The sequence below is a fragment of the Sporosarcina sp. YIM B06819 genome (assembly GCF_033485175.1).
Classification (GTDB): Bacteria; Bacillota; Bacilli; order Bacillales_A; family Planococcaceae; genus Sporosarcina.
This window is the reverse complement of record NZ_JAWLIQ010000006.1, coordinates 166,964-187,233: the sequence shown is the minus strand read 5'-3', so window position 1 is coordinate 187,233 and position 20,270 is coordinate 166,964. Positions and strand designations below refer to the sequence as shown.

General features: G+C 43.8%; 25 protein-coding genes and 1 other annotated feature. All 25 genes read left to right on the top strand.

Annotation, left to right across the window (positions count from 1 at the left end):
• Positions 1 to 13: 13 nt before the first annotated feature.
• The 25 genes from R2B72_RS04930 to pheA all read left to right on the top strand — a co-directional run bounded on the left by R2B72_RS04930 (position 14) and on the right by pheA (position 20,054).
• A complete protein-coding gene (locus R2B72_RS04930; protein ID WP_318615268.1) occupies positions 14 to 1,672 on the top strand; it encodes a GspE/PulE family protein in 1,659 nt (552 codons plus the stop codon).
• Positions 1,673 to 1,683: 11 nt separating this feature from the next.
• Positions 1,684 to 2,727: a type IV pilus twitching motility protein PilT gene (locus tag R2B72_RS04925; RefSeq protein ID WP_318615195.1), complete on the top strand. Its 1,044-nt coding sequence runs from the start codon at positions 1,684 to 1,686 to the stop codon at positions 2,725 to 2,727.
• A complete protein-coding gene (locus R2B72_RS04920; RefSeq protein WP_318615193.1) occupies positions 2,724 to 3,929 on the top strand; it encodes a type II secretion system F family protein in 1,206 nt (401 codons plus the stop codon). Before R2B72_RS04925 ends, R2B72_RS04920 begins: the two co-directional genes overlap by 4 nt.
• A 187-nt stretch (positions 3,930 to 4,116) precedes the next feature.
• Complete coding sequence (locus R2B72_RS04915; protein WP_318615192.1) at positions 4,117 to 4,554, top strand: type II secretion system protein; 438 nt, start codon at positions 4,117 to 4,119, stop codon at positions 4,552 to 4,554.
• A 194-nt stretch (positions 4,555 to 4,748) separates the two neighbouring features.
• The gene (pilM, locus tag R2B72_RS04910) at positions 4,749 to 5,726 is read left to right on the top strand and encodes a type IV pilus biogenesis protein PilM (RefSeq protein WP_318615190.1); all 978 of its coding nucleotides are present in this window, start codon (positions 4,749 to 4,751) and stop codon (positions 5,724 to 5,726) included.
• Positions 5,727 to 6,311, top strand: coding sequence for a hypothetical protein (locus R2B72_RS04905; RefSeq protein WP_318615189.1), 585 nt, complete (start codon positions 5,727 to 5,729; stop codon positions 6,309 to 6,311).
• A complete protein-coding gene (locus R2B72_RS04900) occupies positions 6,308 to 7,009 on the top strand; it encodes a hypothetical protein (protein ID WP_318615188.1) in 702 nt (233 codons plus the stop codon). Before R2B72_RS04905 ends, R2B72_RS04900 begins: the two co-directional genes overlap by 4 nt.
• Positions 7,010 to 7,765 (top strand): prepilin peptidase, encoded by a 756-nt coding sequence (locus R2B72_RS04895; RefSeq protein ID WP_318615187.1) that lies wholly within the window; start codon positions 7,010 to 7,012, stop codon positions 7,763 to 7,765.
• A 123-nt stretch (positions 7,766 to 7,888) separates the two neighbouring features.
• Positions 7,889 to 8,548: a hypothetical protein gene (locus R2B72_RS04890; RefSeq protein WP_318615186.1), complete on the top strand. Its 660-nt coding sequence runs from the start codon at positions 7,889 to 7,891 to the stop codon at positions 8,546 to 8,548.
• A gap of 94 nt (positions 8,549 to 8,642) precedes the next feature.
• On the top strand, positions 8,643 to 9,257 hold the full coding sequence (locus tag R2B72_RS04885) for a Maf family protein (RefSeq protein WP_412177797.1): 615 nt from the start codon (positions 8,643 to 8,645) through the stop codon (positions 9,255 to 9,257).
• A gap of 16 nt (positions 9,258 to 9,273) precedes the next feature.
• Positions 9,274 to 9,948 carry a RadC family protein gene (gene radC, locus R2B72_RS04880; RefSeq protein ID WP_412177796.1) on the top strand — a complete coding sequence of 225 codons (675 nt, stop codon included), beginning with the start codon at positions 9,274 to 9,276 and terminating at the stop codon, positions 9,946 to 9,948.
• A 162-nt stretch (positions 9,949 to 10,110) separates the two neighbouring features.
• Positions 10,111 to 11,136: a rod shape-determining protein gene (locus tag R2B72_RS04875; RefSeq protein WP_318615183.1), complete on the top strand. Its 1,026-nt coding sequence runs from the start codon at positions 10,111 to 10,113 to the stop codon at positions 11,134 to 11,136.
• A gap of 19 nt (positions 11,137 to 11,155) precedes the next feature.
• Entirely contained in the window at positions 11,156 to 12,049 is an 894-nt protein-coding gene (gene mreC, locus R2B72_RS04870) for a rod shape-determining protein MreC (RefSeq protein WP_318615182.1), read from the top strand.
• Positions 12,046 to 12,552: a rod shape-determining protein MreD gene (gene mreD / locus R2B72_RS04865; RefSeq protein WP_318615180.1), complete on the top strand. Its 507-nt coding sequence runs from the start codon at positions 12,046 to 12,048 to the stop codon at positions 12,550 to 12,552. Before mreC ends, mreD begins: the two co-directional genes overlap by 4 nt.
• Positions 12,553 to 12,596: 44 nt before the next feature.
• The gene (gene minC, locus R2B72_RS04860; protein WP_318615178.1) at positions 12,597 to 13,268 is read left to right on the top strand and encodes a septum site-determining protein MinC; all 672 of its coding nucleotides are present in this window, start codon (positions 12,597 to 12,599) and stop codon (positions 13,266 to 13,268) included.
• A gap of 2 nt (positions 13,269 to 13,270) precedes the next feature.
• Positions 13,271 to 14,068, top strand: a complete 798-nt coding sequence (gene minD / locus R2B72_RS04855) for a septum site-determining protein MinD (protein ID WP_318615177.1) — start codon at positions 13,271 to 13,273, stop codon at positions 14,066 to 14,068.
• A gap of 283 nt (positions 14,069 to 14,351) precedes the next feature.
• The gene (locus tag R2B72_RS04850) at positions 14,352 to 14,918 is read left to right on the top strand and encodes a hypothetical protein (protein WP_318615176.1); all 567 of its coding nucleotides are present in this window, start codon (positions 14,352 to 14,354) and stop codon (positions 14,916 to 14,918) included.
• The gene (locus R2B72_RS04845) at positions 14,915 to 15,526 is read left to right on the top strand and encodes a M50 family metallopeptidase (protein WP_318615175.1); all 612 of its coding nucleotides are present in this window, start codon (positions 14,915 to 14,917) and stop codon (positions 15,524 to 15,526) included. The genes R2B72_RS04850 and R2B72_RS04845 overlap by 4 nt, the downstream gene beginning before the upstream one ends.
• 45 nt (positions 15,527 to 15,571) lie before the next feature.
• Positions 15,572 to 15,646: a sequence feature (ribosomal protein L21 leader region), on the top strand.
• Between the two features lie 13 nt (positions 15,647 to 15,659).
• Positions 15,660 to 15,968 (top strand): 50S ribosomal protein L21, encoded by a 309-nt coding sequence (gene rplU, locus R2B72_RS04840; protein ID WP_318615174.1) that lies wholly within the window; start codon positions 15,660 to 15,662, stop codon positions 15,966 to 15,968.
• A 6-nt stretch (positions 15,969 to 15,974) separates the two neighbouring features.
• On the top strand, positions 15,975 to 16,304 hold the full coding sequence (locus R2B72_RS04835) for a ribosomal-processing cysteine protease Prp (RefSeq protein ID WP_318615173.1): 330 nt from the start codon (positions 15,975 to 15,977) through the stop codon (positions 16,302 to 16,304).
• A gap of 12 nt (positions 16,305 to 16,316) precedes the next feature.
• Positions 16,317 to 16,607: a 50S ribosomal protein L27 gene (gene rpmA, locus R2B72_RS04830; protein ID WP_179392075.1), complete on the top strand. Its 291-nt coding sequence runs from the start codon at positions 16,317 to 16,319 to the stop codon at positions 16,605 to 16,607.
• Between the two features lie 143 nt (positions 16,608 to 16,750).
• The gene (locus R2B72_RS04825; protein ID WP_318615172.1) at positions 16,751 to 17,269 is read left to right on the top strand and encodes a Spo0B domain-containing protein; all 519 of its coding nucleotides are present in this window, start codon (positions 16,751 to 16,753) and stop codon (positions 17,267 to 17,269) included.
• Positions 17,270 to 17,280: 11 nt separating this feature from the next.
• Entirely contained in the window at positions 17,281 to 18,567 is a 1,287-nt protein-coding gene (gene obgE / locus R2B72_RS04820; protein ID WP_318615171.1) for a GTPase ObgE, read from the top strand.
• Between the two features lie 129 nt (positions 18,568 to 18,696).
• Positions 18,697 to 19,152, top strand: coding sequence for an ACT domain-containing protein (locus R2B72_RS04815; protein WP_318615170.1), 456 nt, complete (start codon positions 18,697 to 18,699; stop codon positions 19,150 to 19,152).
• 14 nt (positions 19,153 to 19,166) lie between these two features.
• Positions 19,167 to 20,054, top strand: a complete 888-nt coding sequence (gene pheA, locus R2B72_RS04810; protein WP_318615169.1) for a prephenate dehydratase — start codon at positions 19,167 to 19,169, stop codon at positions 20,052 to 20,054.
• Positions 20,055 to 20,270: the final 216 nt, after the last annotated feature.

The window sequence follows — 20,270 nt, the reverse complement described above, 5'->3', positions numbered from 1 at the left end:
TACCGTGGTGAAAATGCAAAAGCGTAAAAGGCTTGGGGATTTATTAATGGAAGCGGGTGTCATCAGTCAAGATCAGTTGGACGAGGCCCTTGCGCAGAAGAGTCGCGCGGACAAGCTAGGGGACTATTTAATAAGTGCCCAGAAAATTACCGAGCAACAGCTCATTGAAGTGCTGGAGCTGCAACTAGGTATTCCGCATATCCATTTGAACCAATACGCAATTGAACCGGAACTGATTCAGCTTGTGCCAAAAGAATTAGCTAAGCGTGCGAATTTGATGCCGGTACGAAAAGACCGTAATAAGCTACTTGTAGCGATGGCAGACCCGATGGATTATTTTGCGATTGAAGAATTGCGCATGACAACGGGCTATCAAATTGAGACGAGTATCGCAGCTAAAGATGATATCTATCGAACGATTACCAAGTATTATGATTTGCAAGAATCGATGGATGATGCACTGGATGATCTGACGCCGACGGATTTGGAGACTGAAAATCAAATAACGGACGAAGATTCTCCGATTGTTCGACTGGTTAATCAAATTATTGCCAATGGCGTTGCACAACGGGCGAGTGACGTCCACTTTGACCCGCAAGAATCGGAGTTAAAGATTCGATATCGTGTCGATGGGGTATTACGGGAAGAACGTTCATTACCGAAAAACATGCAAAATATTATCATTGCGCGTGTCAAAATCATGGGCAACTTGAATATTACGGAAAATCGTATTCCGCAAGATGGGCGCATCAAGTCGATTGTCAACTTCAGACCAATTGATATTCGACTGTCGACGTTACCGACGATTTACGGAGAAAAAATTGTGATGCGGATTCTCGATTTAAGTCGAGCGGTAAACGACTTAGATGGACTCGGGTTTACGCACAGCAATCTACTATTATTCCAAACGATGCTAGATAAACCAAACGGCATTATTTTAATAACGGGTCCAACGGGTTCAGGGAAATCCTCGACACTGTATGCGGGCTTGAATCACTTAAATAATGAGGAAGTCAATATCATTACCGTTGAAGACCCAGTTGAGTATCAGTTACAAGGGGTCAACCAAATTCAAGTGCGTGATGAAGTCGGCTTGACGTTCGCAGCGGGTTTACGCTCCATTCTCAGGCAAGACCCGGATATTATTATGGTCGGGGAAATTCGAGATATGGAAACGGCACAGATTGCCATTCGTTCATCATTAACCGGGCATTTAGTGCTTAGTACATTGCATACGAATAATGCGATTGACTCGATCTCGAGGCTTACCGATATGGGCGTTGAATCGTATTTACTGTCCTCCTCATTGATTGGGGTCATGGCACAGCGACTGGTGCGACGTATTTGCCGAGATTGTGCTGAATCACGTGAGCCATATGAGCATGAGACGAAGATGTTTACGCAATACGCTTTGAAGATTTCAGCAATCACGACGGGAAGAGGCTGTCCATCGTGTAACCAGACGGGCTATCGCGGCCGCTTAGCGATTCATGAAATCCTGCCGATTGATGATACGATCAAAGCGCAAATTATGAGCCACAGTAGTCCGACAGAAATTCGTGAATATGCAAGAAGTCAGGGCTTTAAGACGTTGTTAGAAGACGGGCTAGGAAAAGTTGTCGATGGACTGACAACGATGGAAGAAGTGCTACGCGTAGCGACCTCTGATTAGGATGTGAAGGAATGTCGACTATCATTGTACAACTGTTAACCAAAGCATATGAAGAACAAGCATCCGATTTGCATCTGTCATTCGGGATTCCTGCCGTTTTTCGGGTCGACGGGCAGTTGCGTCAACTCGGGGATCGCGTCTACACATCATCAGAATTGCAGCAGATGGTGGAGCATATTTTGCCTAGCAATAAAAAAGAAGATTTCGAGACTAAAGGGGAAGCCGATTTCAACTTTGCACTAGAAGGGTACTGTCGCTTTCGTATCAATGCCTATCACCAACGTGGACAAGTGTCAATTGCAGCTCGTCTAATCTCTTCCGAAATACCGACCATCGAGCAATTAGGGATGCCGAATGTTTTGATCGAATTAGCCAAAAAACCGCAAGGACTCATTTTAGTGACGGGCCCGACAGGCTCAGGGAAATCGACGACGCTGGCCGCGATGATTGACTATGTCAATGAAAACTATGCCAAGCATATTATTACGCTGGAAGACCCGATTGAATATTTGCATCCACATAAGAAATCAGTCGTCAATCAACGTGAAATCGGCATGGATACGCAAAGCTTCGCCAATGGCTTACGAGCAGCATTGCGACAAGATCCCGAAATCATTCTTGTTGGAGAGATGCGTGACTTAGAAACGATTTCTACAGCCATCACGGCGGCTGAAACGGGTCACCTCGTACTAGCCACCTTGCATACGAGCAGTGCGGCAACAACGATTGACCGAATTATTGACGTCTTTCCACCTCATCAGCAAAGTCAAATTCGCATTCAGTTGGCAAACGTGTTACAAGGCATCGTGTCGCAGCGGTTGTTCGTGAGAAAAAATGGGCGAGGGCGTGTGGCGGCAACGGAAATACTGGTCCAAACACCATCCATTTCCAACCTAATACGCTCAGAGAAAGTGCATCAGATTCAAAACGTCATGCAAACAAGCCGCAAACTAGGCATGCACACATTGGAAACGTCCATCCAGCAGTTAATGGCTAGCGGGTTATTGCATTATGACGATGCCAAACCTTTTTTGAATGAAGGTGACTTTATATGACGGTCTTTAAATACAGTGGACGCACCTCGACAGGGTCGATGAAAAAAGGGATTGTCGATGCTGAAAATCAAAATGCCGCTGTTGCTAAGTTGCGTAAGCAAGGCATTAATCCGCGCGAAATAGCTGAATCCAATAGCATTTTCCATAAAGAGCTTGCGCTTGGCGGCAAAGTGAAAAACGAAGATTTTGTTGTCTATTGTCGCCAGTTTGCGACGCTCATTCGAGCAGGGGTTTCCCTTGTGGAATCAACCAAAATATTGGCAGAACAAACGACGAGTAAGACATTGAAAAAAGCGTTATTTGCAGTCGAAGAAGATATCCGTACAGGAACAACTTTTTCAGGAGCTGCGGCAAAAAGTAGTAAGGTGTTTCCACCAATGTTTGTCAATATGATCCGCGCAGGTGAAGCGACGGGGAATTTGGATGAAACGCTAGAACGACTCGCCAGCTATTACGAGAAACAGCATAATTTGAAAAAGAAAATCCAATCGACAATGATGTATCCCGCTGTGCTATTTGTCATGACGATTGTCGTTGTCGTCTTTCTCATGTTGACGATAGTGCCGACATTTGTGGGCATGTTCGCCGATTTCGATGCGGAACTACCAGCTATTACCGTATTCGTCATGGCACTTAGTGATTTTATTAGAGGGTTTTGGTGGTTATTGCTCATTATCGTGGTAGGGGTAGTCGTTACTTTTAACTATTTGTTTAAGCACAATAAGCAATTCCATTATCAAGTGCATTACTTTTTGTTACGTATGCCGATATTTGGCAAGCTCTTGCAAAAAGCAGCCATTGCACGTATGTCGCGTACATTATCATCATTGTTTAGTAGTTCTGTTCCTATTTTACAAGCATTGTCGATTGTTGAAAAAGTGGTTGGCAATCCTGTCATGGGGAAAGTGGTCTTGGAGTCGCGAGCCAGCTTGGAAAAAGGAAGTTCATTATCGGCTCCACTACAAAAAAGCTGGCTGTTCCCACCACTTGTCACGCAAATGACGCAGATTGGGGAACAAACAGGATCACTTGATTACATGCTGGAGAAAATTGCAGACTTTTACGAAGATGATGTCGACAGAACAGTCGATACGCTGAAAGGCTTGATTGAACCGTTGATGATTGTCTTTTTGGCAGCAGTAGTTGGAACGATTGTGTTAGCGATTATGGTACCGATGTTTAGTTTGTACGAGCAAGTCTAGTTCTAACGGGTGCCAGTCACTCACACAATTCGACTGCAGGATGCAGGTGTGCAGCCTTTGCCGCAGGACGCGGCGACCTTTGGCTGCCATCCATTATTAGTTGTGTGAGTGACTGGCACCCTGGAAAGGAGTCAGAAAGAACAAATGCAAGTCGCAGTGCTATTAAATCAAAACAGGAGGAATTATTATGTTGAAAAAATTCAAGCAACAAATGAAGAATGAGAAAGGTTTAACGCTTGTTGAGTTATTGGCAGTGATAGTTATTTTGGGTATTATTTCAGCGATTGCGGTTCCGGCGATTGGGAATATTATTACGAATTCTAAAGTAAATGCGCTTAAAGCGGATGGACAGAACGCGCTGGCAGCAGCAAACATTTATTTTACTGACACTGGAGCTACTACAGTGTCATTGACTCAATTGAAAGCTGGTTATTTAGATGATGAGGGCGGATTTAAAGGCGATGCGACTTTTAAAGTTGATAAAATAGATGGTGGGAATCAATTAACTGGGGTTGCTAAAAATGGTACTACAGTTTCAGTTAAGTTCATTAAAGCTACTAATGCTGAAATTACAGCCGCTGGTACAGATGCTATTGCAACTGGAAGCGTTCAAATTACTAGGTAATTGTTATTAATACTATCCCAAATTATATAGTGCTGACCGTATAGGTTTATTGGGATGTTTAATAAATATTATTCATTCTACAGCAGCCCAACCGCTGCTGTAGTCTCTCTTTTCATTCACCATCCAACGTAATGACTCATCATTGCGCTGAATGGTAAATGAAATAACCGTTTTGTAGGAAAGGAGCCCAGCACATGTTTGGTAGTAAAAAGAATCGAGTTGTGTCTCTGGAATTGAATGATTTTTTGATTCGTGTCTTTATCGTCAAGGATGGAGATGTAGCGAATGCTACTATTTATGAATATCCATTGCCGGCCGGCTTGGTCGTAGATGAAACCATTCAAGATGAATTGGCTTTTTTTGAGTTGTTGAAAGAGTTAGCGAAAGATTGGCGTATTGCGAAGCATGATGTACGATTCTTTGCGCAGGATCATTCTGTTATGATGCGGGCATTTGAACATCCGAAAGATATTCAGTCCAATAAATTAAAAGGCTATGTGGAAATGGAATTGGGACGCACGCTCCATTTACCGTTTGACGAACCACTTATAGATGTCTATGATCCTAAAGCGGATGATGGGGAAGCGATTATTTTCGCGGCTCCTTCCGAAGAAGCATTTAAATTGATGCAATTATTTGTAGATGTACACCTGCATCCGACGGTATTGGATGTGCGGACATTGTCCAATATTCGCTTTTTGGATCATGCTTCTTTCTTTTCGTCAGGCAAGACGTACTTAATTGCAGATTGGTCGATTGATGCAGTGTCTGTTTGCATTTATTCCAAAGGCAATGTTGATTTCTTGCGCTATCAACCGACGGAAACGTCATCCCGTAATTGGCGCTATGAATCTGATGGCAAAGAACGCAATGTCTTTTTATTTGACGGCCTTATGGAAGAATATCAGCAGTCGTTAGCGAACCAAGTGTCGGAGATTGAACGTATTTTGAATTTCTATCGTTTTTCTTTACATAAAGGGGAGAAATCTGTTGACGAGCTTGTCATGATGGGTGATCATCCTGAAATGGATTTCATCGCCGCGCAAATGCGGTCGGCTATTGATGAGACGCCAATTGCCATTATTGACGATGTATTTGTCAAAAAAAAATATCCGCAATTTGAGGCCAAGCATGCGGCACTGATTGGGCTAGCATTGAAAGGGGATGCTTAAATGGTTCCTGAAATTAACCTATTGCCGCAAATGGAGCGGAAATCTGGCGGCAGTAAATGGGGGTCCCTACTTGTGGTTATAGCTTTTATAGCTATTGTCGGGGGATTAGCTTTTCAATATTTTTCGTTGACGGACAGTGTCAAGATTTTGCAGGCGGATCAGCAAGCCTTGTTGGCAGATAAAACAACGATTGAAGCAAGAATTGCGGAGTTAGAGCAGCCTGAACAAATGGATTTGGCTACAATGGTTGGGGTGTTAGAAAAAGTCACCTATCCGGTTTCGCCATTGCTAGCAGAACTCAATGTCTATCGGGGCGATCATGTTTATATACGTGAGTTTATATTAACGGATAATGAAATCGAGTTTGTTATGGACTTTGAAACGATGCCTGAAGCAGCGACTTATTTGGGTGATTTGGTGGGCAGTGCGTATTTTGCAGATATTAAAGTGGACGAGATTGAAACGTTTGATCCAGTAGAGAGTGAGGAAACGCTTGAGTCATTTGACGTTATCAGTCGTTTAGCGAATCGCTTTATAGTGACCATTGATCCGACTTATTTACGTACGGGAGGTATTGTCCAATGAAGCAGTCTTTAAATGAAAGTAAGTCATTGGCGGTTCTCCTAGGAATTGTCGTTGTATTATTGTTAGGTGCATTTTATTATTATTTTATTTATCCGAAAGTGGAAACGAAAAAACAGACGGAGCAAGCGATTAGTCAGTTGCAAACCGACATTACGACTTTGGAGCAGCATGTTGCTGTACTGAGTGCGGAGGATACAGGGGGTGCGGGTGATTTTGAACTTCGTAAAAAGCTCCCTGCCCAGCGTCAATTGGATAACTTATTGCGCTCGATTCATGAGGTAGAAGTGATGAGTGATTCTCAAATTTTAAAGATGACATTTAATAATTATGATGAAGCAGTAGCGCAAGCGGAAAATTTCAAGTCGAAGGAAGAAACGGCTACAGCCACTGAACAAACAGAGACTAGTACAACTAAAGAGGTGGCGGAGGGAGAGAAACCCGTTACGCCTATTAATATTGAAACATTGCCAACGGAGTTAAAACTGATGTCGTTGGAGCTAGAAATGCAAGTTTTGGATGAGGAGCATTTGATGTTGTTTCTACAAGAGCTAGAAGCAATCGAACGTATAGTACGTATCGATGGTGTTACTATTAATCAAGTACCAGGTGAAGTGGAATTGACACAAGATGATCCTGATAAACAAATACCCGTAACAGTTCAATTAACGACGTTTTACGCAGAGGATGTGGCCGACTAAATGGAAATGGTTTTAGTAGTATTATTTTTCATCTACGGCATCGTCTTCGGCTCATTTTTCAATGTTGTTGGCTTGCGGATACCAAAAAAACAATCGATTGTATCTCCGCCTTCCCAATGCACAACATGTGACCGGAAACTTGGGGCTCTTGACCTGGTGCCGGTTTTTTCCTACTTGTTTTTACAAAGGAAGTGCCGAGGGTGTGGCTCGAAAATTAGCCCCATCTATCCGTTTATGGAATTTATCACGGGCGTGCTGTTTGCATTGTCTTTTTATAAGCTAGGGCTTAGTGGGGAGCTTGTCATTGCGTTACTATTCATGTCGCTGCTCGTTATTATTACGGTGTCGGACATTGCTTATATGCTCATTCCGAATAAGGTGTTGCTGCCGTTCGCTGTCGTGTTGTTCGGGGCTCGGTTGTTCATCCCCCTAGAGCCGTGGTGGAATAGCTTACTTGGAGCGCTCGTTGGCTTTGGTGTGCTATATGTCATTGCGGTCGTGTCGAAAGGTGGCATGGGCGGTGGGGATATCAAATTGTTTTTTGTCATTGGGCTTGTGCTCGGCACGGTGCATACATTGTTGACGCTGTTTATAGCGGCGCTGATTGGGACGATTGTGGGAACAATTTTGTTAAAACGGGCAGGAAAAGGACGAAAAACGCCGATTCCGTTTGGTCCGCCGATTGCAGTGGCTGCGGTCATCGCTTATTTCTGGGGCGCTGATTTTGTCGCATGGTATGGCAATCTATTCTATTAAGTCGATAAATTTTGTAGAACAAGACGACATACGTCTTGTTCTTTTTCATGTCCAGTCTGCTACGCTTGTAGTAAAAGCGAAAGCCGCTAGGCGCTGAAGCTAGATAAAACGGGGTGGTCTGTAATGAAATTCGGAAAACGATATTCGAAAATGACTGTTGTGATGGCGATGCTTCATGGCGTTGTGATTGGTGTTGCAGCTGTTGTAGTAATTGGTCTCGTCCTTTTTATTGGAAAAGGGAAGGTTGAACCTAGTGCAAGTGGCAAGGAAGTGCCGACGGCTGGTCCGGCGGCAGTTGAAACACCTGTGGAGACGCCACCTACCGATAAGGAGCAATCATTGAAGTTATTTGCGAAGCAGCATGGTGTGTTTTCGTCAGCGGAAGCGGCTGCTTTATTTATTGCAGAAGATCCATCACTGGCGAAAGCCGAGGTCATTCATGCAGGCGGTAATTATTTCGTATGGTCAGCAGTTGGCTTGAAGGAAGGGGAAATTGAAACGAGCGAGTACGAAGGGACTTTTCGTAAATCTTTCTCGGTCAATATAGCGACTTGTGGGGCGATTGGGGCAGGGAAATTACATGAAGTGCTAGCCGCAACAGAAATGGGGCAAATTAAAAATTTGGTGGCCCAGCAAAAGGGTGCAAAAGACGAAGGGGAAATGAAAGACTTTTATAAGAATATTACCACCATTACAGCGTTTACAACAGATTTACGGGTCATTCGTTTGAAGCTACTTTCCCATTATTCATCAACAAACAACTGTGTCAAATTCGGATTTTAAGTGCGAAAAACAGGCCAAATCTCATTTTTGTGTTTTTGATACAATTTCCACAAATCCTGTTTTCCAGTATGATGGAGGAAAGGAGGAATGTATGATGAATTTCAACACGGCTAGACCAGTTATTTTAGCTTCAGCTTCACCGCGTCGCAAGGAAATATTAAGCTTACTTGGCTTTCCGTTCACAGTTTTACCAAGTCATATTTCGGAAGATATTGAGATGACGACGGGTGATTTCGGGGCTTATGCAAGAGAGTTAGCTTCAAGAAAAACGGCGGCTATTGCCAAAGAGTATGGTGATCACATTGTGATTGGAGCCGATACGATTGTTGTGCACGAAGGACGGCATTATCCGAAACCGGCTAGTCAAGAGCAAGCCAAAACATTTTTACAACAGCTTTCTGGCAAGACACATATTGTGATAACGGGCGTTGGGGTTGCTATGGGTGGGACTTTACGTGTTTTCTCGGTTGAAACAGCTGTCACATTTCGTGAGCTAGACGATGTATTAATAGATGCCTATGTAGCTTCTGGCGACCCGATGGACAAGGCAGGCGGTTACGGCATTCAAACGGCTGGGGCATTGCTCGTCGAAAAAATTGACGGTGATTATTTCAATGTTATGGGCTTGCCAATCGCCAAGTTAACGGAGCACTTACGAAGGCTTGCGCTCATTTCTTTGAAGGACGGTGATCCTTTCATTGACTATTGACCTTCAGCCTAAAATGATGATTCGGGATGTACATATTGCGGACAGGCCACGTGAGCGACTCATCAACCAAGGTGCGAGCAGTTTATCCAACCAAGAGCTCATTGCTATATTGTTGCGGACAGGTACAAAGGATGAATCAGTGCTGGTGCTTGCCAATCGTATCCTTTCTTCGTTCGATAAAATTCAAGATTTGAAGGATGCAACGATTGAAGAGATGATGTCCGTCAAAGGAGTCGGCAAGGCCAAGGCGGTTCAGTTGCTTGCGGCGGCGGAGATTGGTAAACGATTATATCGCAAGCATTCAGATGGACGCTATACCATTCGTTCGCCTGAAGATGCAGCTGCTTATTTGATGACGGATATGTCTTCTCTAAGTCAGGAACATTTCGTGGTGCTTTTTCTCAATGTCAAAAACGAAGTGCTGCATAAGCAGACGATTTTTATTGGGAGCTTAAACTCTAGCATCGTTCATCCGCGGGAAATTTTCCGCGAAGCCGTCAAACGTTCAGCAGCCTCGATAGTTTGCGCACATAATCACCCCAGTGGCAATCCCTCGCCGTCTCCGGAGGACATTGAAGTGACGAAACGTTTGATAGAAGCGGGGTCAATTATGGGCATTGAGACTCTCGATCATCTCATCATCGGCGATCATCAATTCATCAGTTTGAAAGAGAAGGGCTATATGGGATGAGTTTTTTATTGTATTCTTTGCGTGTTCGGAAAAAAGTGGAAGCTACATTAAACCTCGACTAATTCGATTGACACTGTAATTTTGTTCTCCAATCCGTTATACTAGGGTGTATGATTTCATGAAGGCCGTAATTGAGCGGTTAAGGAGAAAGGAAGAACAGTCTTGTTTGGATTTGGATCAAAGGATGTCGGGATTGACCTCGGCACAGCAAATACATTAGTTTTCATTAAAGGTAAGGGGATTGTCCTTCGGGAACCCTCAGTAGTAGCAAAAAATATACACACAGGTGAAATTGTAGCAGTCGGTAGTGCTGCTAAAAATATGATTGGTCGTACGCCAGGTTCGATTGTTGCGACTCGCCCCATGAAAGATGGCGTCATCGCTGATTTTGAAATTACAACAGCAATGATTGAGCATTACATGAAGGAAGCAATGAAAACAGCAGGCGGTTCATTTAAAAAGCCGAATGTGATGATTTGTGTTCCTTACGGGATTACTTCTGTTGAACAGCGCGCGGTAACGGACGCTGCACGTCAAGCAGGGGCTAAGGATGCCTTTACAATTGAAGAACCGTTTGCAGCTGCAATTGGTGCAAATCTACCAGTTTGGGAACCTACAGGAAGTATGGTCGTCGATATAGGTGGCGGAACGACAGAAGTTGCCGTTATTTCACTTGGAGGTATTGTAACGAGTGAATCGATTCGTGTCGGTGGTGACACGATGGATAACGCGATTATTAGTTTTATCCGCAAGACATACAACTTGACGATTGGTGAACGGACGGCTGAAGCTATTAAAATCGAGATTGGCTCTGCGAAAGTTACTGGGAATCTTGAAAAGGTAGAAAAGATGGAGATTCGTGGGCGTGACCTATTGACAGGTTTGCCGAAAACACTCGAAATTTCTTCTGGTGAAATTGCTGGCGCATTGCGTGAATCGATCATGCAAATCATTGATGGTGTCAAGAAAACGCTTGAAACGACACCGCCTGAACTATCTTCAGATGTTATGGAGCGCGGAATTGTTTTAACAGGTGGGGGCGCATTGCTTCAGAACCTTGATAAAATTATTTCTGATGAAACGAATATGCCTGTATTCATTGCGGAAGATCCACTTGATTGTGTAGCAATCGGTACGGGTAAAGCATTGGATAACTTTGATTTAATTAAAAAGATGCAATCAAGATAAATGAGGGAGGATACAGGCAATGCCGCGATTTTTTTCAAATAAACGATTGATTTTACTGCTCGTCGGCGTAATTGTCCTCGTAGCACTAATTTCATTCTCCCTCAAAGACCGGCAGAACGCCTCGCTCCCAGAACAAATTGTGAAAGACGTCGTCGGCTTCGGGCAATCACTTTTCTCGAAGCCGGCGCATTATATTACAGGTGTCATCGGGAATATTGATGGGATTTTGAATACATATGAAGAAAATAAGCAATTAAAAATGAGATTGAGTGAGTACGCCTCCAACCAAGCCGAATTGGCGGATATTCGGGCGGAAAATGATCGTCTGCTTGCCATTATCGATAAGGAAGATGATTTGAGGGCGTACGCGCCGATTCATGCAACCGTTATTTCTCGCAATCCCGATCAGTGGGAAGAGAAAATTATTATTGATAGAGGCGAAGTGCACGGTATCGAGAAGAATATGGCGGTCATTACGGCAGATGGCTTAATTGGCAAAGTCGTGCTAGTTAACAAGTTTACTGCTACGGTGGAACTATTATCGACAGAAAATCGTAATTTCCGAGTGGCTGCGGTTATTCCTGGGGAAGATCCTGCGTTTGGGCTTATAGAAGGATATGACCGCCAGCGTAGCGAATTAATTATGAAGCGCATTGATTCTAGTTTTGCTATTGAAGTGGGTCAGCAAGTCATTTCATCAGGTCTTGGGGGAATATTCCCGAAAGGGCTTCTCATTGGTGAAGTGACGGAAATATCGACAGATGATTATGGCTTAACAAAGTTGGCTTATATCCGTCCGGCAGCGGAATTTACAATGCTGGATCATGTGATGATTGCGAAAAGAACATCGGTTATCGTGGATGGAACAGATGGCGACAACACTGCGGATACTGAGGGGGAGGGGGGATCATGATTCGATTCGTCGTCCCTCTCGTTGCCGTCTTGTTGTTTTTCATGGAGCCTGTTTTTAGCCTCTTTTCCCCCATTGATATTGGGGACATGAGGTATACACTTGTCCCTCGATTTGTTATTGTGTATCTTATCTTTATAGCAGTCTATTATAGTCGTCAGCGCGCAATCATTTACGGAATTGCACTTGGACTCTTGTATGATATGTTCCATATTGATATTATTGGATTATATGCATTTCTTTTTCCTTTAATTTGTTTTATCGCAGCGTTAATTATACGCCAAGTTCATCGGAATGTGGTTACGGTGATGTTTTTGGCATTATTCCTCATTGCCGTACTTGAATTATTGTCTTACTTTTTTGCAAGCCTTGTATCATTAACCTCGATTGGATTAGATGAATTCATTACCGGCAGGCTCGTCCCAACGATGATTGCCAATTCTGTTTTTGTTGGAATGTTTGGTCTGATATTTAAAAGCCTCATTGATAAAAAGGGAATGCAATGATATGGCGTGATTGATTAGAAAGAGAGCGTGGGGTGACGCAACAAATGACGAAACAGCAATATGTAGCAATCAAAGGGACGAAAGATGGGCTCGTCCTTCGTCTCGATGACAAATGCGCCTATTCGGATATGATTGCGGAGCTTGGTAGAAAAGTAGAAGAAAATAGCTTGGAGGGCCTTGCGGAAGTGCAAGTCCATACAGGTAGCCGCTATTGTAATGAAGATGAATTAAAGGAAATTATGAGCATTATTCATAAATCTCCTCATTTACGTGTTTCAAAGATTCAGAGTGATGTCATCACGATGGAAGAATGTAACCGGAAAATACTTGAGAAACAATCTGAAACTTTTGTTGGCATCGTCCGGTCAGGGCAGGTTGTGAAGGCGGATGGTGATCTCGTAGTCATCGGCGATGTTAATCCGAATGGTCGTGTTGTTGCAGCCGGTAGTATATTCGTTCTTGGGCGTCTCAAAGGGATTGCTCATGCGGGTGCGAATGGCAATGTTGAGTCAGTCATTGCTGCCTCGTGGCTTGAAGCGACGCATCTCATTATTGCGGACAAAATGGAGACGATGACGGATGAATTGACTGTTTTGTCGGAACGCCCAGAAATGGAATGTGCTTATTTGCATCCGAACGGGTCTATCGCCATTAACCGTCTTCAGGAACTTCGGGTACTCCGACCTGCGCTGTCATCATTTAAAGGAGGTAGCTAAGTGTGGGAGAAGCAATTGTAATAACATCTGGTAAAGGTGGTGTCGGCAAGACGACGACCTCCGCAAATTTAGGAACTGCTTTGGCGCTTCAAGGGAAGAAAGTATGTCTCATTGATACTGATATTGGACTTCGGAATCTGGATGTCATTCTCGGACTTGAAAACCGTATCATTTACGATCTTGTGGATGTGGTTGAAGGTCGCTGTAAGGTGCAGCAAGCCTTGGTGAAAGATAAACGTTTTGAAGAAGGTCTTTTTTTATTACCAGCTGCCCAGACAACCGATAAAAATGCGGTCAATCCGGAGCAGATGAAACTATTGATTACAGAACTAAAACGAGATTATGATTATATCTTGATTGATTGTCCCGCGGGCATCGAACAAGGTTTTAAAAATGCAGTTGCAGGAGCGGACCGCGCGATTGTCGTCACGACCCCGGAAATTTCGGCCGTTCGAGATGCAGATCGCATTATTGGGCTGCTCGAACAGGAAGACATTGAACCGCCGAAACTAATTATTAACCGTATTAAACGTCAGTTGATGTCGTCAGGTGACGCGCTCGACGTCAACGATATTACAACTCATTTGTCGATTGATTTACTAGGCATTGTACTGGATGATGAAAATGTCATTTCTTCTTCGAATAAAGGAGAACCGATTGTCATGGATCCATCCAACCCGGCTGCCATCGGCTATCGCAACATTGCTCGTCGCATTCTTGGCGAATCCGTGCCACTGATGTCATTGGACACAGGAAAGCCCGGATTTTTCGGCAAAATTAAATCGATATTTGCAAAATAACCCTGATGCATTCATTGCGTCGGGTTTTTTGTTGTTTTTGGGGGTGTGGAATGCGGAATTGCAATTAGAATGGCGAAGTTGCAATTAGAATCTCAGAGTTGCAATTACGGGTGACGCTTAGGTATTTATTGTTTAATTTCTGCAAATGGCGCAGAAATTAAACAAACCGGACTCTTCGTTGTCCGGTTTGCAATTACGGGTGATGCTCAGGCATTTCCATCTGCGAATAAGCATTTGTTTTCCCTGTCGGTCATATACTGAAAAAAACGGGTGGTGTGGCCGGGTGAGGTGGAGGACGAAGTGGTTGGTGGCGATTGTGTTGACACTTGGGGTGTTTACTGTGGCGAAGCTAGAGGAGGCGGAGGTGATCCGGCAGCCTGTCACGCAGTATGTCACGTCGGGGCAGGATTTTGTGGCGGTGAAGAAATGGGTGGCGTCGATAGTGAAGGATTCAGAGGCAGATAAAGTGGCGGTGATGGCGGGGAAAGAACAAAATGATCCTTTTTCGATGTATGAATCGATGCAGCCCTATAAAAATGGTGTGCTAGTCTCTTATACAAATCCTTTATCGATTGAAGCACAAGGGAGCGGGCTAATTGTTTTTACGGGATTCACTCGGGAATCTGGTAAGACGATAACCGTGTTATATGACAATGGCGATGAAGTGACGTATGGTTTTGTCGGTGAAACTTTTAATCTCCCGTATACAGCTGTCAGAAAAGGGGACACGCTGGCGCTTATGGAGGATGAGACTATGTATCTGCTGGTCAGACGCGGCGGGGTGAAATTGGATGTATCCCTCTTGCCGGCCTATCTTTCGGGGGACACCCCGCCGGATGTGGATGAATGAAGTTTAGGCTCCATCCAGTCCTTCTACCAATATTTTTGTTTCTGATTGTGACGGGGGAAATAGCGATGTATGCGCTTATTTTCGTATCGTTACTCATTCATGAAGCAGGTCACCTGATTGCGGCATATTGTACGGGGATGCGTGTTCGTTCGTGTATCATTATGCCGTATGGCGGTGAATTAGTAATTAGCAACCGACAACTAGAACCAAAAAAAAATCGTATCATCGTCGCGCTAAGTGGTCCCTTGGCGACGGGGATATTATTAGTAGTCGCGTTGTTTATACCGTTCCCAGGTGATGATCACGTCGTTCGTATTCAAATTGCATTACTTCTCCTGAATTTGCTACCGATCCTTCCGCTTGACGGTGGACAGGCGATTTGTGCGTTACTGGAGACAGATGGCTCCGAGTATCGCACGCGCGCACTTTTTTTAGTCCATTCAATTTTTTGTATTTCCGTCGCCATTATTTTATTATCATACAGTATACCGAAAACCATTCCTTATATTTTCCTTGCATTATTTCTCCTCATCCAAAATATTTCCGCCTTTCGATTTAGAAAATATGAAAGAGCATACGCAGAAATTAAATTAAAACGGTTGACGTAATTTTTTTTATATGGTAATATTCAAATGTTATTGTTTGTAGCACCCGTGCTACTGCAACCGCACTGATAAGGTACAAGTATCCATTTTGGAACACCTTGGAAGGCGAGTCTGAGTTTATAGAGGAGGTGCAAGTATGTACGCAATCATTGAAACTGGTGGTAAACAAATCAAAGTTGAACAAGGCCAGGAAATCTACATCGAAAAAGTAGCTGGTGAAGCTGACGAAATCGTCACTTTTGACAAAGTTCTATTCGTAGGTGGAGAAAACGTGAAAGTTGGCGCTCCATTCGTGGAAGGTGCTTCTGTAACGGGTAAAGTTGTTAAACAAGGTCGTGCTAAAAAGATCACTGTTTACAAATACAAGCCGAAAAAGAACTACCACAAAAAACAAGGTCATCGTCAGCCATACACGAAAATCGTCATCGACGGTATTAACGCGTAAGCCGGCATGATTAAGATCATCATCAATGAACAATCTTCAGGCCACATCCATTCATTTGAGATGAAAGGTCACGCTGATTTTGCGGAACATGGAAAAGACCTTGTCTGTGCAGGAGCATCTGCAGTATCTTTTGGTGCTGTCAATGCCATCATTGCACTCACAGGAAAAAACCCTGATATCCATCAAGGAACTGACGGCGGTTATTTGAAAGTCATTATTCCGGAAAACGACGAAAAAGATTACGATATACAGCTAATTCTAAAAGCGATGATTGTATCATTACAGACGATTGAACAAGACTATGGGCAACATATAAAACTCATCTTCAACAAGTAGGAGGTGGCATACATGCTACGTTTGGATCTCCAGTTTTTTGCATCGAAAAAAGGGGTAGGTTCTACTCGGAATGGTCGTGACTCTCACTCGAAACGTCTTGGCGCAAAACGCGCTGATGGACAATTCGTGTCAGGCGGATCAATCCTTTATCGTCAGCGCGGAACGAAAATTCACCCAGGTGAAAACGTCGGTCGCGGTGGTGACGATACACTTTTCGCAAAAGTTGACGGCGTCGTTCGTTTTGAGCGTTTTGGCCGTGACAAAAAGAAAGTTAGCGTTTACCCTGAAGTTCAGGAAGCGTAAACATATGAGAGGAAGGACTGCATATGATGTGCAGTCCTTTTTCTTTTTTTATTTTCTAAAGTCTTATAATATCACCGATAGTTGGCGAAACAGGATAGAAAAATGGTATACTATAAAGATGAAAATGTTGGCGGTGAATGACAATGGGAAACGATAAGCTAACCCTGATACAGGCGCTAAAATTTGCAAGACATGATTTTTTGAACGAACTTCAGCTAATTTTACTGTATATCGATCTTGGTAAACTACCAGAAGCTAAACAAAAAATTTTGGAGACAACGGATGCGATGCGTCAAACAGCAATGCTAGAAAGACTCGGATTACCGGCTGTTGAAGCGTGGCTCGTGACGTTTGATTGGGTGTATAGCGTGTTTCATAAAACAATCACGTCTACAATTACGACTGGCATCCGGCAAGTGGATGATGCAGTAGTTGTGGCCTATTTGGAACAGGTATTTCAAACCGCGGAAAAATTAGTGGACCCAACTTCTGATTATGAAGCGCAGATTGCTGTCAATGCTACGTCGACGAATTGGTCGATTACCATCATTGTCAATGGTGTGATGGATAACATGTTGGCTGCCCCACAAGTGACGGGGAACTTCATCGTAGAAGAAACAATTTCACAACATCAATGGATGTTCACAATAAGTGGGCAATAGGAGGAAAATACATGTTTGTCGATCACGTAAAGATTTTTGTGAAAAGTGGTGACGGTGGAGACGGGATGGTTGCGTTTCGTCGCGAAAAGTATATCGCATACGGCGGTCCAGCTGGTGGTGACGGAGGTAAAGGTGCTGACATCGTTTTCATCGTGGATGAAGGGCTACGTACACTGATGGATTTCCGTTACCAACGCCATTTTAAAGCACCGCGAGGAGAGCATGGCGGTAGTAAGGGGATGCACGGTAAAAGTGCAGAGGATATGATTGTTAAAGTTCCACCTGGCACGGTTGTGACAGATGTGGAAACGGGTACAATTCTTGCTGACCTCGTAGAGCATGGCCAGTCGGCTGTTATTGCGAAAGGGGGGCGCGGAGGTCGTGGAAATAGTCGATTTGCGACGCCACAAAATCCAGCACCTGAACTGTCTGAAAAAGGGGAACCAGGTGTTGATCGAGAAATTAGCTTAGAATTGAAAGTACTTGCGGATGCAGGTCTCGTTGGCTTCCCGAGCGTAGGGAAATCCACATTATTATCAGTTGTTTCTGCAGCAAAACCTAAAATTGCCGATTATCATTTTACAACATTGGTGCCGAATTTAGGGATGGTGGAAACAGAAGACCATCGCGGTTTTGCATTAGCAGATCTTCCTGGGTTGATTGAGGGAGCGCATGCTGGGGTTGGTCTTGGGCATCAGTTTTTACGTCATATCGAACGGACACGCGTCATTATTCATGTTATCGATATGTCTGGACTTGAAGGACGCGATCCATATGAAGATTTCGTAACGATTAATGAGGAATTGGCACAATATAATTTACGGTTGACAGAACGTCCGCAAATCATTGTCGCCAATAAAATGGACATGCCTGATGCGGCAGATAATCTCAAAGCCTTCAAGGAAAAGCTGGGCGATGAAGATGCACAAATTTTCCCGATTTCTGCGATTACACGCAAAGGGCTTGATGAGCTGTTGTTTGCAGTTGCCGATCTGCTTGAAGTCACGCCAGAATTCCCAATGCATGAAATTAAGGACGAGGAAGAGCATTCTGTGCTTTACAAACACGAATCAGATGCAGACTTTGAAGTCACACGAGATGATGACGGAGCATACGTCTTGTCTGGTTACACAATTGAGCGTCTGTTTAGAATGACGGACTTCAACTTCGATCAATCTGTCCGTAAATTCGCAAGACAAATGCGTGGGATGGGTGTCGATGATGCACTTCGAGCGCGTGGCGCGAAAGACGGCGATACAGTACGTCTCCTTGAATTTGAATTTGAATTCCTTGAATAATCGAAGTTTTATCTAAATTCAGCAGAACCCCTCCACTTTCAAAGGGGAGAAATAAAGTACCATTTCTCCTTAGTGGCGGGATGAATGCAAAAATCTTTTCATTCAGCGTGAAACAGGGGGGATATTTTTATGAAGCAATTGGGGGAAGGTCATTTTTATCTTGTGCGGGAAGACGTACTGACGGAATCCATGCAAAAAATGCTGGAAGCGAAAAGGCTGTTGGCCAGCGGAGAAGAATCGACGATACAAGATGCTACAAGAAGGGTTGGCCTATCCCGGAGTGCATTTTATAAATATCGTGACACTGTGTTTCCTTTCGAATCAATCGCACGCGAACGTATCCTTACGATCTTCATCCAACTTGAAGATCGTAAGGGCTCACTTGCGACGTTATTGCATATTATTTCGGGGGCCAAATGTAACGTCTTAACGATACACCAAACGATACCTGTCCAAGCGCGTGCCAATATTACGTTGTCGCTCGATGTGACAGAAATGGAAATCAAAATGGAAGAATTTCTGCAACGACTAAAAGTGCCCGATTTTGTAGATTCGGTTATATTAATTAGTTCAGGTGCGCTGTGAAAGGAGAATATTGTATGATGGACGAAAAATTCACGCCGACGGTTGCTTATTTGGGACCTGAAGCGTCATTTACACATGTAGCAGCGGGCGCTCTTTTTGGAGGGACATCGGGATTAGTGTCGCATCCAACGATACCCGATTGCATCGAGGCTGTAGCAGCGGGTCACGTTGCTTATGCCATCGTGCCACTCGAAAATGCCTTAGAAGGATCCGTGCCACTGACAATTGATTACTTGTTCCACGGTAGTGAGTTATTCATCAACGCAGAAATCTCCATTCCCATTGAACAACATCTGATGGTCAATCATAAGCAAGTTCCTTATATCGATGACATCAAATCGATTAATTCTCATCCGCATGCGCTTGCCCAATGCCACAAATATTTGCAGTATAATTTCCGTCGTGTCCCACTCATACAAACGACTTCAACGGCGGCGGCTGCCAAATATATTTCAGAGAATCCAGATGAACAAATCGCGGCAATCGGCAACAGGCTAGCGGCAGAAAAATATGGTTTACATATTGCAGAAGAAAATATTCATGATTTCCATTTCAATCATACGCGCTTTGTTGTTGTATCTTTGCGGAGAGAATGTTTGGAAAATGAAGGACATTCTGCGAAATTGAAAACGACGTTCATGGTGAAACTGCCAGAAGATGATCGTCCGGGTGTATTACATCAAGTATTATCGGTTTTCGCATGGCGTAAGCTCAATTTAAGTAAAATTGAATCAAGACCGCTAAAAACAGGGCTCGGCAATTACTTTTTCATTATAGATGTGTTGGAAGCCGAAGATCACCCGATGATGCAAGGTGCGATAGAAGAACTCACTGCACTCAATTGTTCAGTCCGCTCCTTTGGTTCCTATTTTACATACACTCAATTACCGTCACGTCATTGAAAAATGATGCAGGCGGTTTTTCTGTTTTGAATGATGTGTGGATGGATTTGTACGCAAAAACAGCTACACGCGCGCAAAGTCGCTGTCCGCGCATAAACTACTCCCCCGCGCGCAAAGATACTAAATCCAAATAATTAATCTCACCCGAAGTTCTGAATAAAACGCCCTGCCCAGCATATACATAGCAAGAGGGGACATCACATAAAATATGTGCGT

What these genes read in the sequence shown, in the direction of transcription:
- R2B72_RS04930 (WP_318615268.1), top strand. Translation starts at nt 14, where the DNA reads ATGCAAAAGCGTAAAAGGCTTGGGGATTTATTAATGGAAGCGGGTGTC.
- R2B72_RS04925 (WP_318615195.1), top strand. Translation starts at nt 1,684, where the DNA reads ATGTCGACTATCATTGTACAACTGTTAACCAAAGCATATGAAGAACAA.
- R2B72_RS04920 (WP_318615193.1), top strand. Translation starts at nt 2,724, where the DNA reads ATGACGGTCTTTAAATACAGTGGACGCACCTCGACAGGGTCGATGAAA.
- R2B72_RS04915 (WP_318615192.1), top strand. Translation starts at nt 4,117, where the DNA reads ATGTTGAAAAAATTCAAGCAACAAATGAAGAATGAGAAAGGTTTAACG.
- pilM (WP_318615190.1), top strand. Translation starts at nt 4,749, where the DNA reads ATGTTTGGTAGTAAAAAGAATCGAGTTGTGTCTCTGGAATTGAATGAT.
- R2B72_RS04905 (WP_318615189.1), top strand. Translation starts at nt 5,727, where the DNA reads ATGGTTCCTGAAATTAACCTATTGCCGCAAATGGAGCGGAAATCTGGC.
- R2B72_RS04900 (WP_318615188.1), top strand. Translation starts at nt 6,308, where the DNA reads ATGAAGCAGTCTTTAAATGAAAGTAAGTCATTGGCGGTTCTCCTAGGA.
- R2B72_RS04895 (WP_318615187.1), top strand. Translation starts at nt 7,010, where the DNA reads ATGGAAATGGTTTTAGTAGTATTATTTTTCATCTACGGCATCGTCTTC.
- R2B72_RS04890 (WP_318615186.1), top strand. Translation starts at nt 7,889, where the DNA reads ATGAAATTCGGAAAACGATATTCGAAAATGACTGTTGTGATGGCGATG.
- R2B72_RS04885 (WP_412177797.1), top strand. Translation starts at nt 8,643, where the DNA reads ATGAATTTCAACACGGCTAGACCAGTTATTTTAGCTTCAGCTTCACCG.
- radC (WP_412177796.1), top strand. Translation starts at nt 9,274, where the DNA reads ATGATTCGGGATGTACATATTGCGGACAGGCCACGTGAGCGACTCATC.
- mreC (WP_318615182.1), top strand. Translation starts at nt 11,156, where the DNA reads ATGCCGCGATTTTTTTCAAATAAACGATTGATTTTACTGCTCGTCGGC.
- mreD (WP_318615180.1), top strand. Translation starts at nt 12,046, where the DNA reads ATGATTCGATTCGTCGTCCCTCTCGTTGCCGTCTTGTTGTTTTTCATG.
- minC (WP_318615178.1), top strand. Translation starts at nt 12,597, where the DNA reads ATGACGAAACAGCAATATGTAGCAATCAAAGGGACGAAAGATGGGCTC.
- R2B72_RS04845 (WP_318615175.1), top strand. Translation starts at nt 14,915, where the DNA reads ATGAAGTTTAGGCTCCATCCAGTCCTTCTACCAATATTTTTGTTTCTG.
- rplU (WP_318615174.1), top strand. Translation starts at nt 15,660, where the DNA reads ATGTACGCAATCATTGAAACTGGTGGTAAACAAATCAAAGTTGAACAA.
- R2B72_RS04835 (WP_318615173.1), top strand. Translation starts at nt 15,975, where the DNA reads ATGATTAAGATCATCATCAATGAACAATCTTCAGGCCACATCCATTCA.
- rpmA (WP_179392075.1), top strand. Translation starts at nt 16,317, where the DNA reads ATGCTACGTTTGGATCTCCAGTTTTTTGCATCGAAAAAAGGGGTAGGT.
- R2B72_RS04825 (WP_318615172.1), top strand. Translation starts at nt 16,751, where the DNA reads ATGGGAAACGATAAGCTAACCCTGATACAGGCGCTAAAATTTGCAAGA.
- obgE (WP_318615171.1), top strand. Translation starts at nt 17,281, where the DNA reads ATGTTTGTCGATCACGTAAAGATTTTTGTGAAAAGTGGTGACGGTGGA.
- R2B72_RS04815 (WP_318615170.1), top strand. Translation starts at nt 18,697, where the DNA reads ATGAAGCAATTGGGGGAAGGTCATTTTTATCTTGTGCGGGAAGACGTA.
- pheA (WP_318615169.1), top strand. Translation starts at nt 19,167, where the DNA reads ATGATGGACGAAAAATTCACGCCGACGGTTGCTTATTTGGGACCTGAA.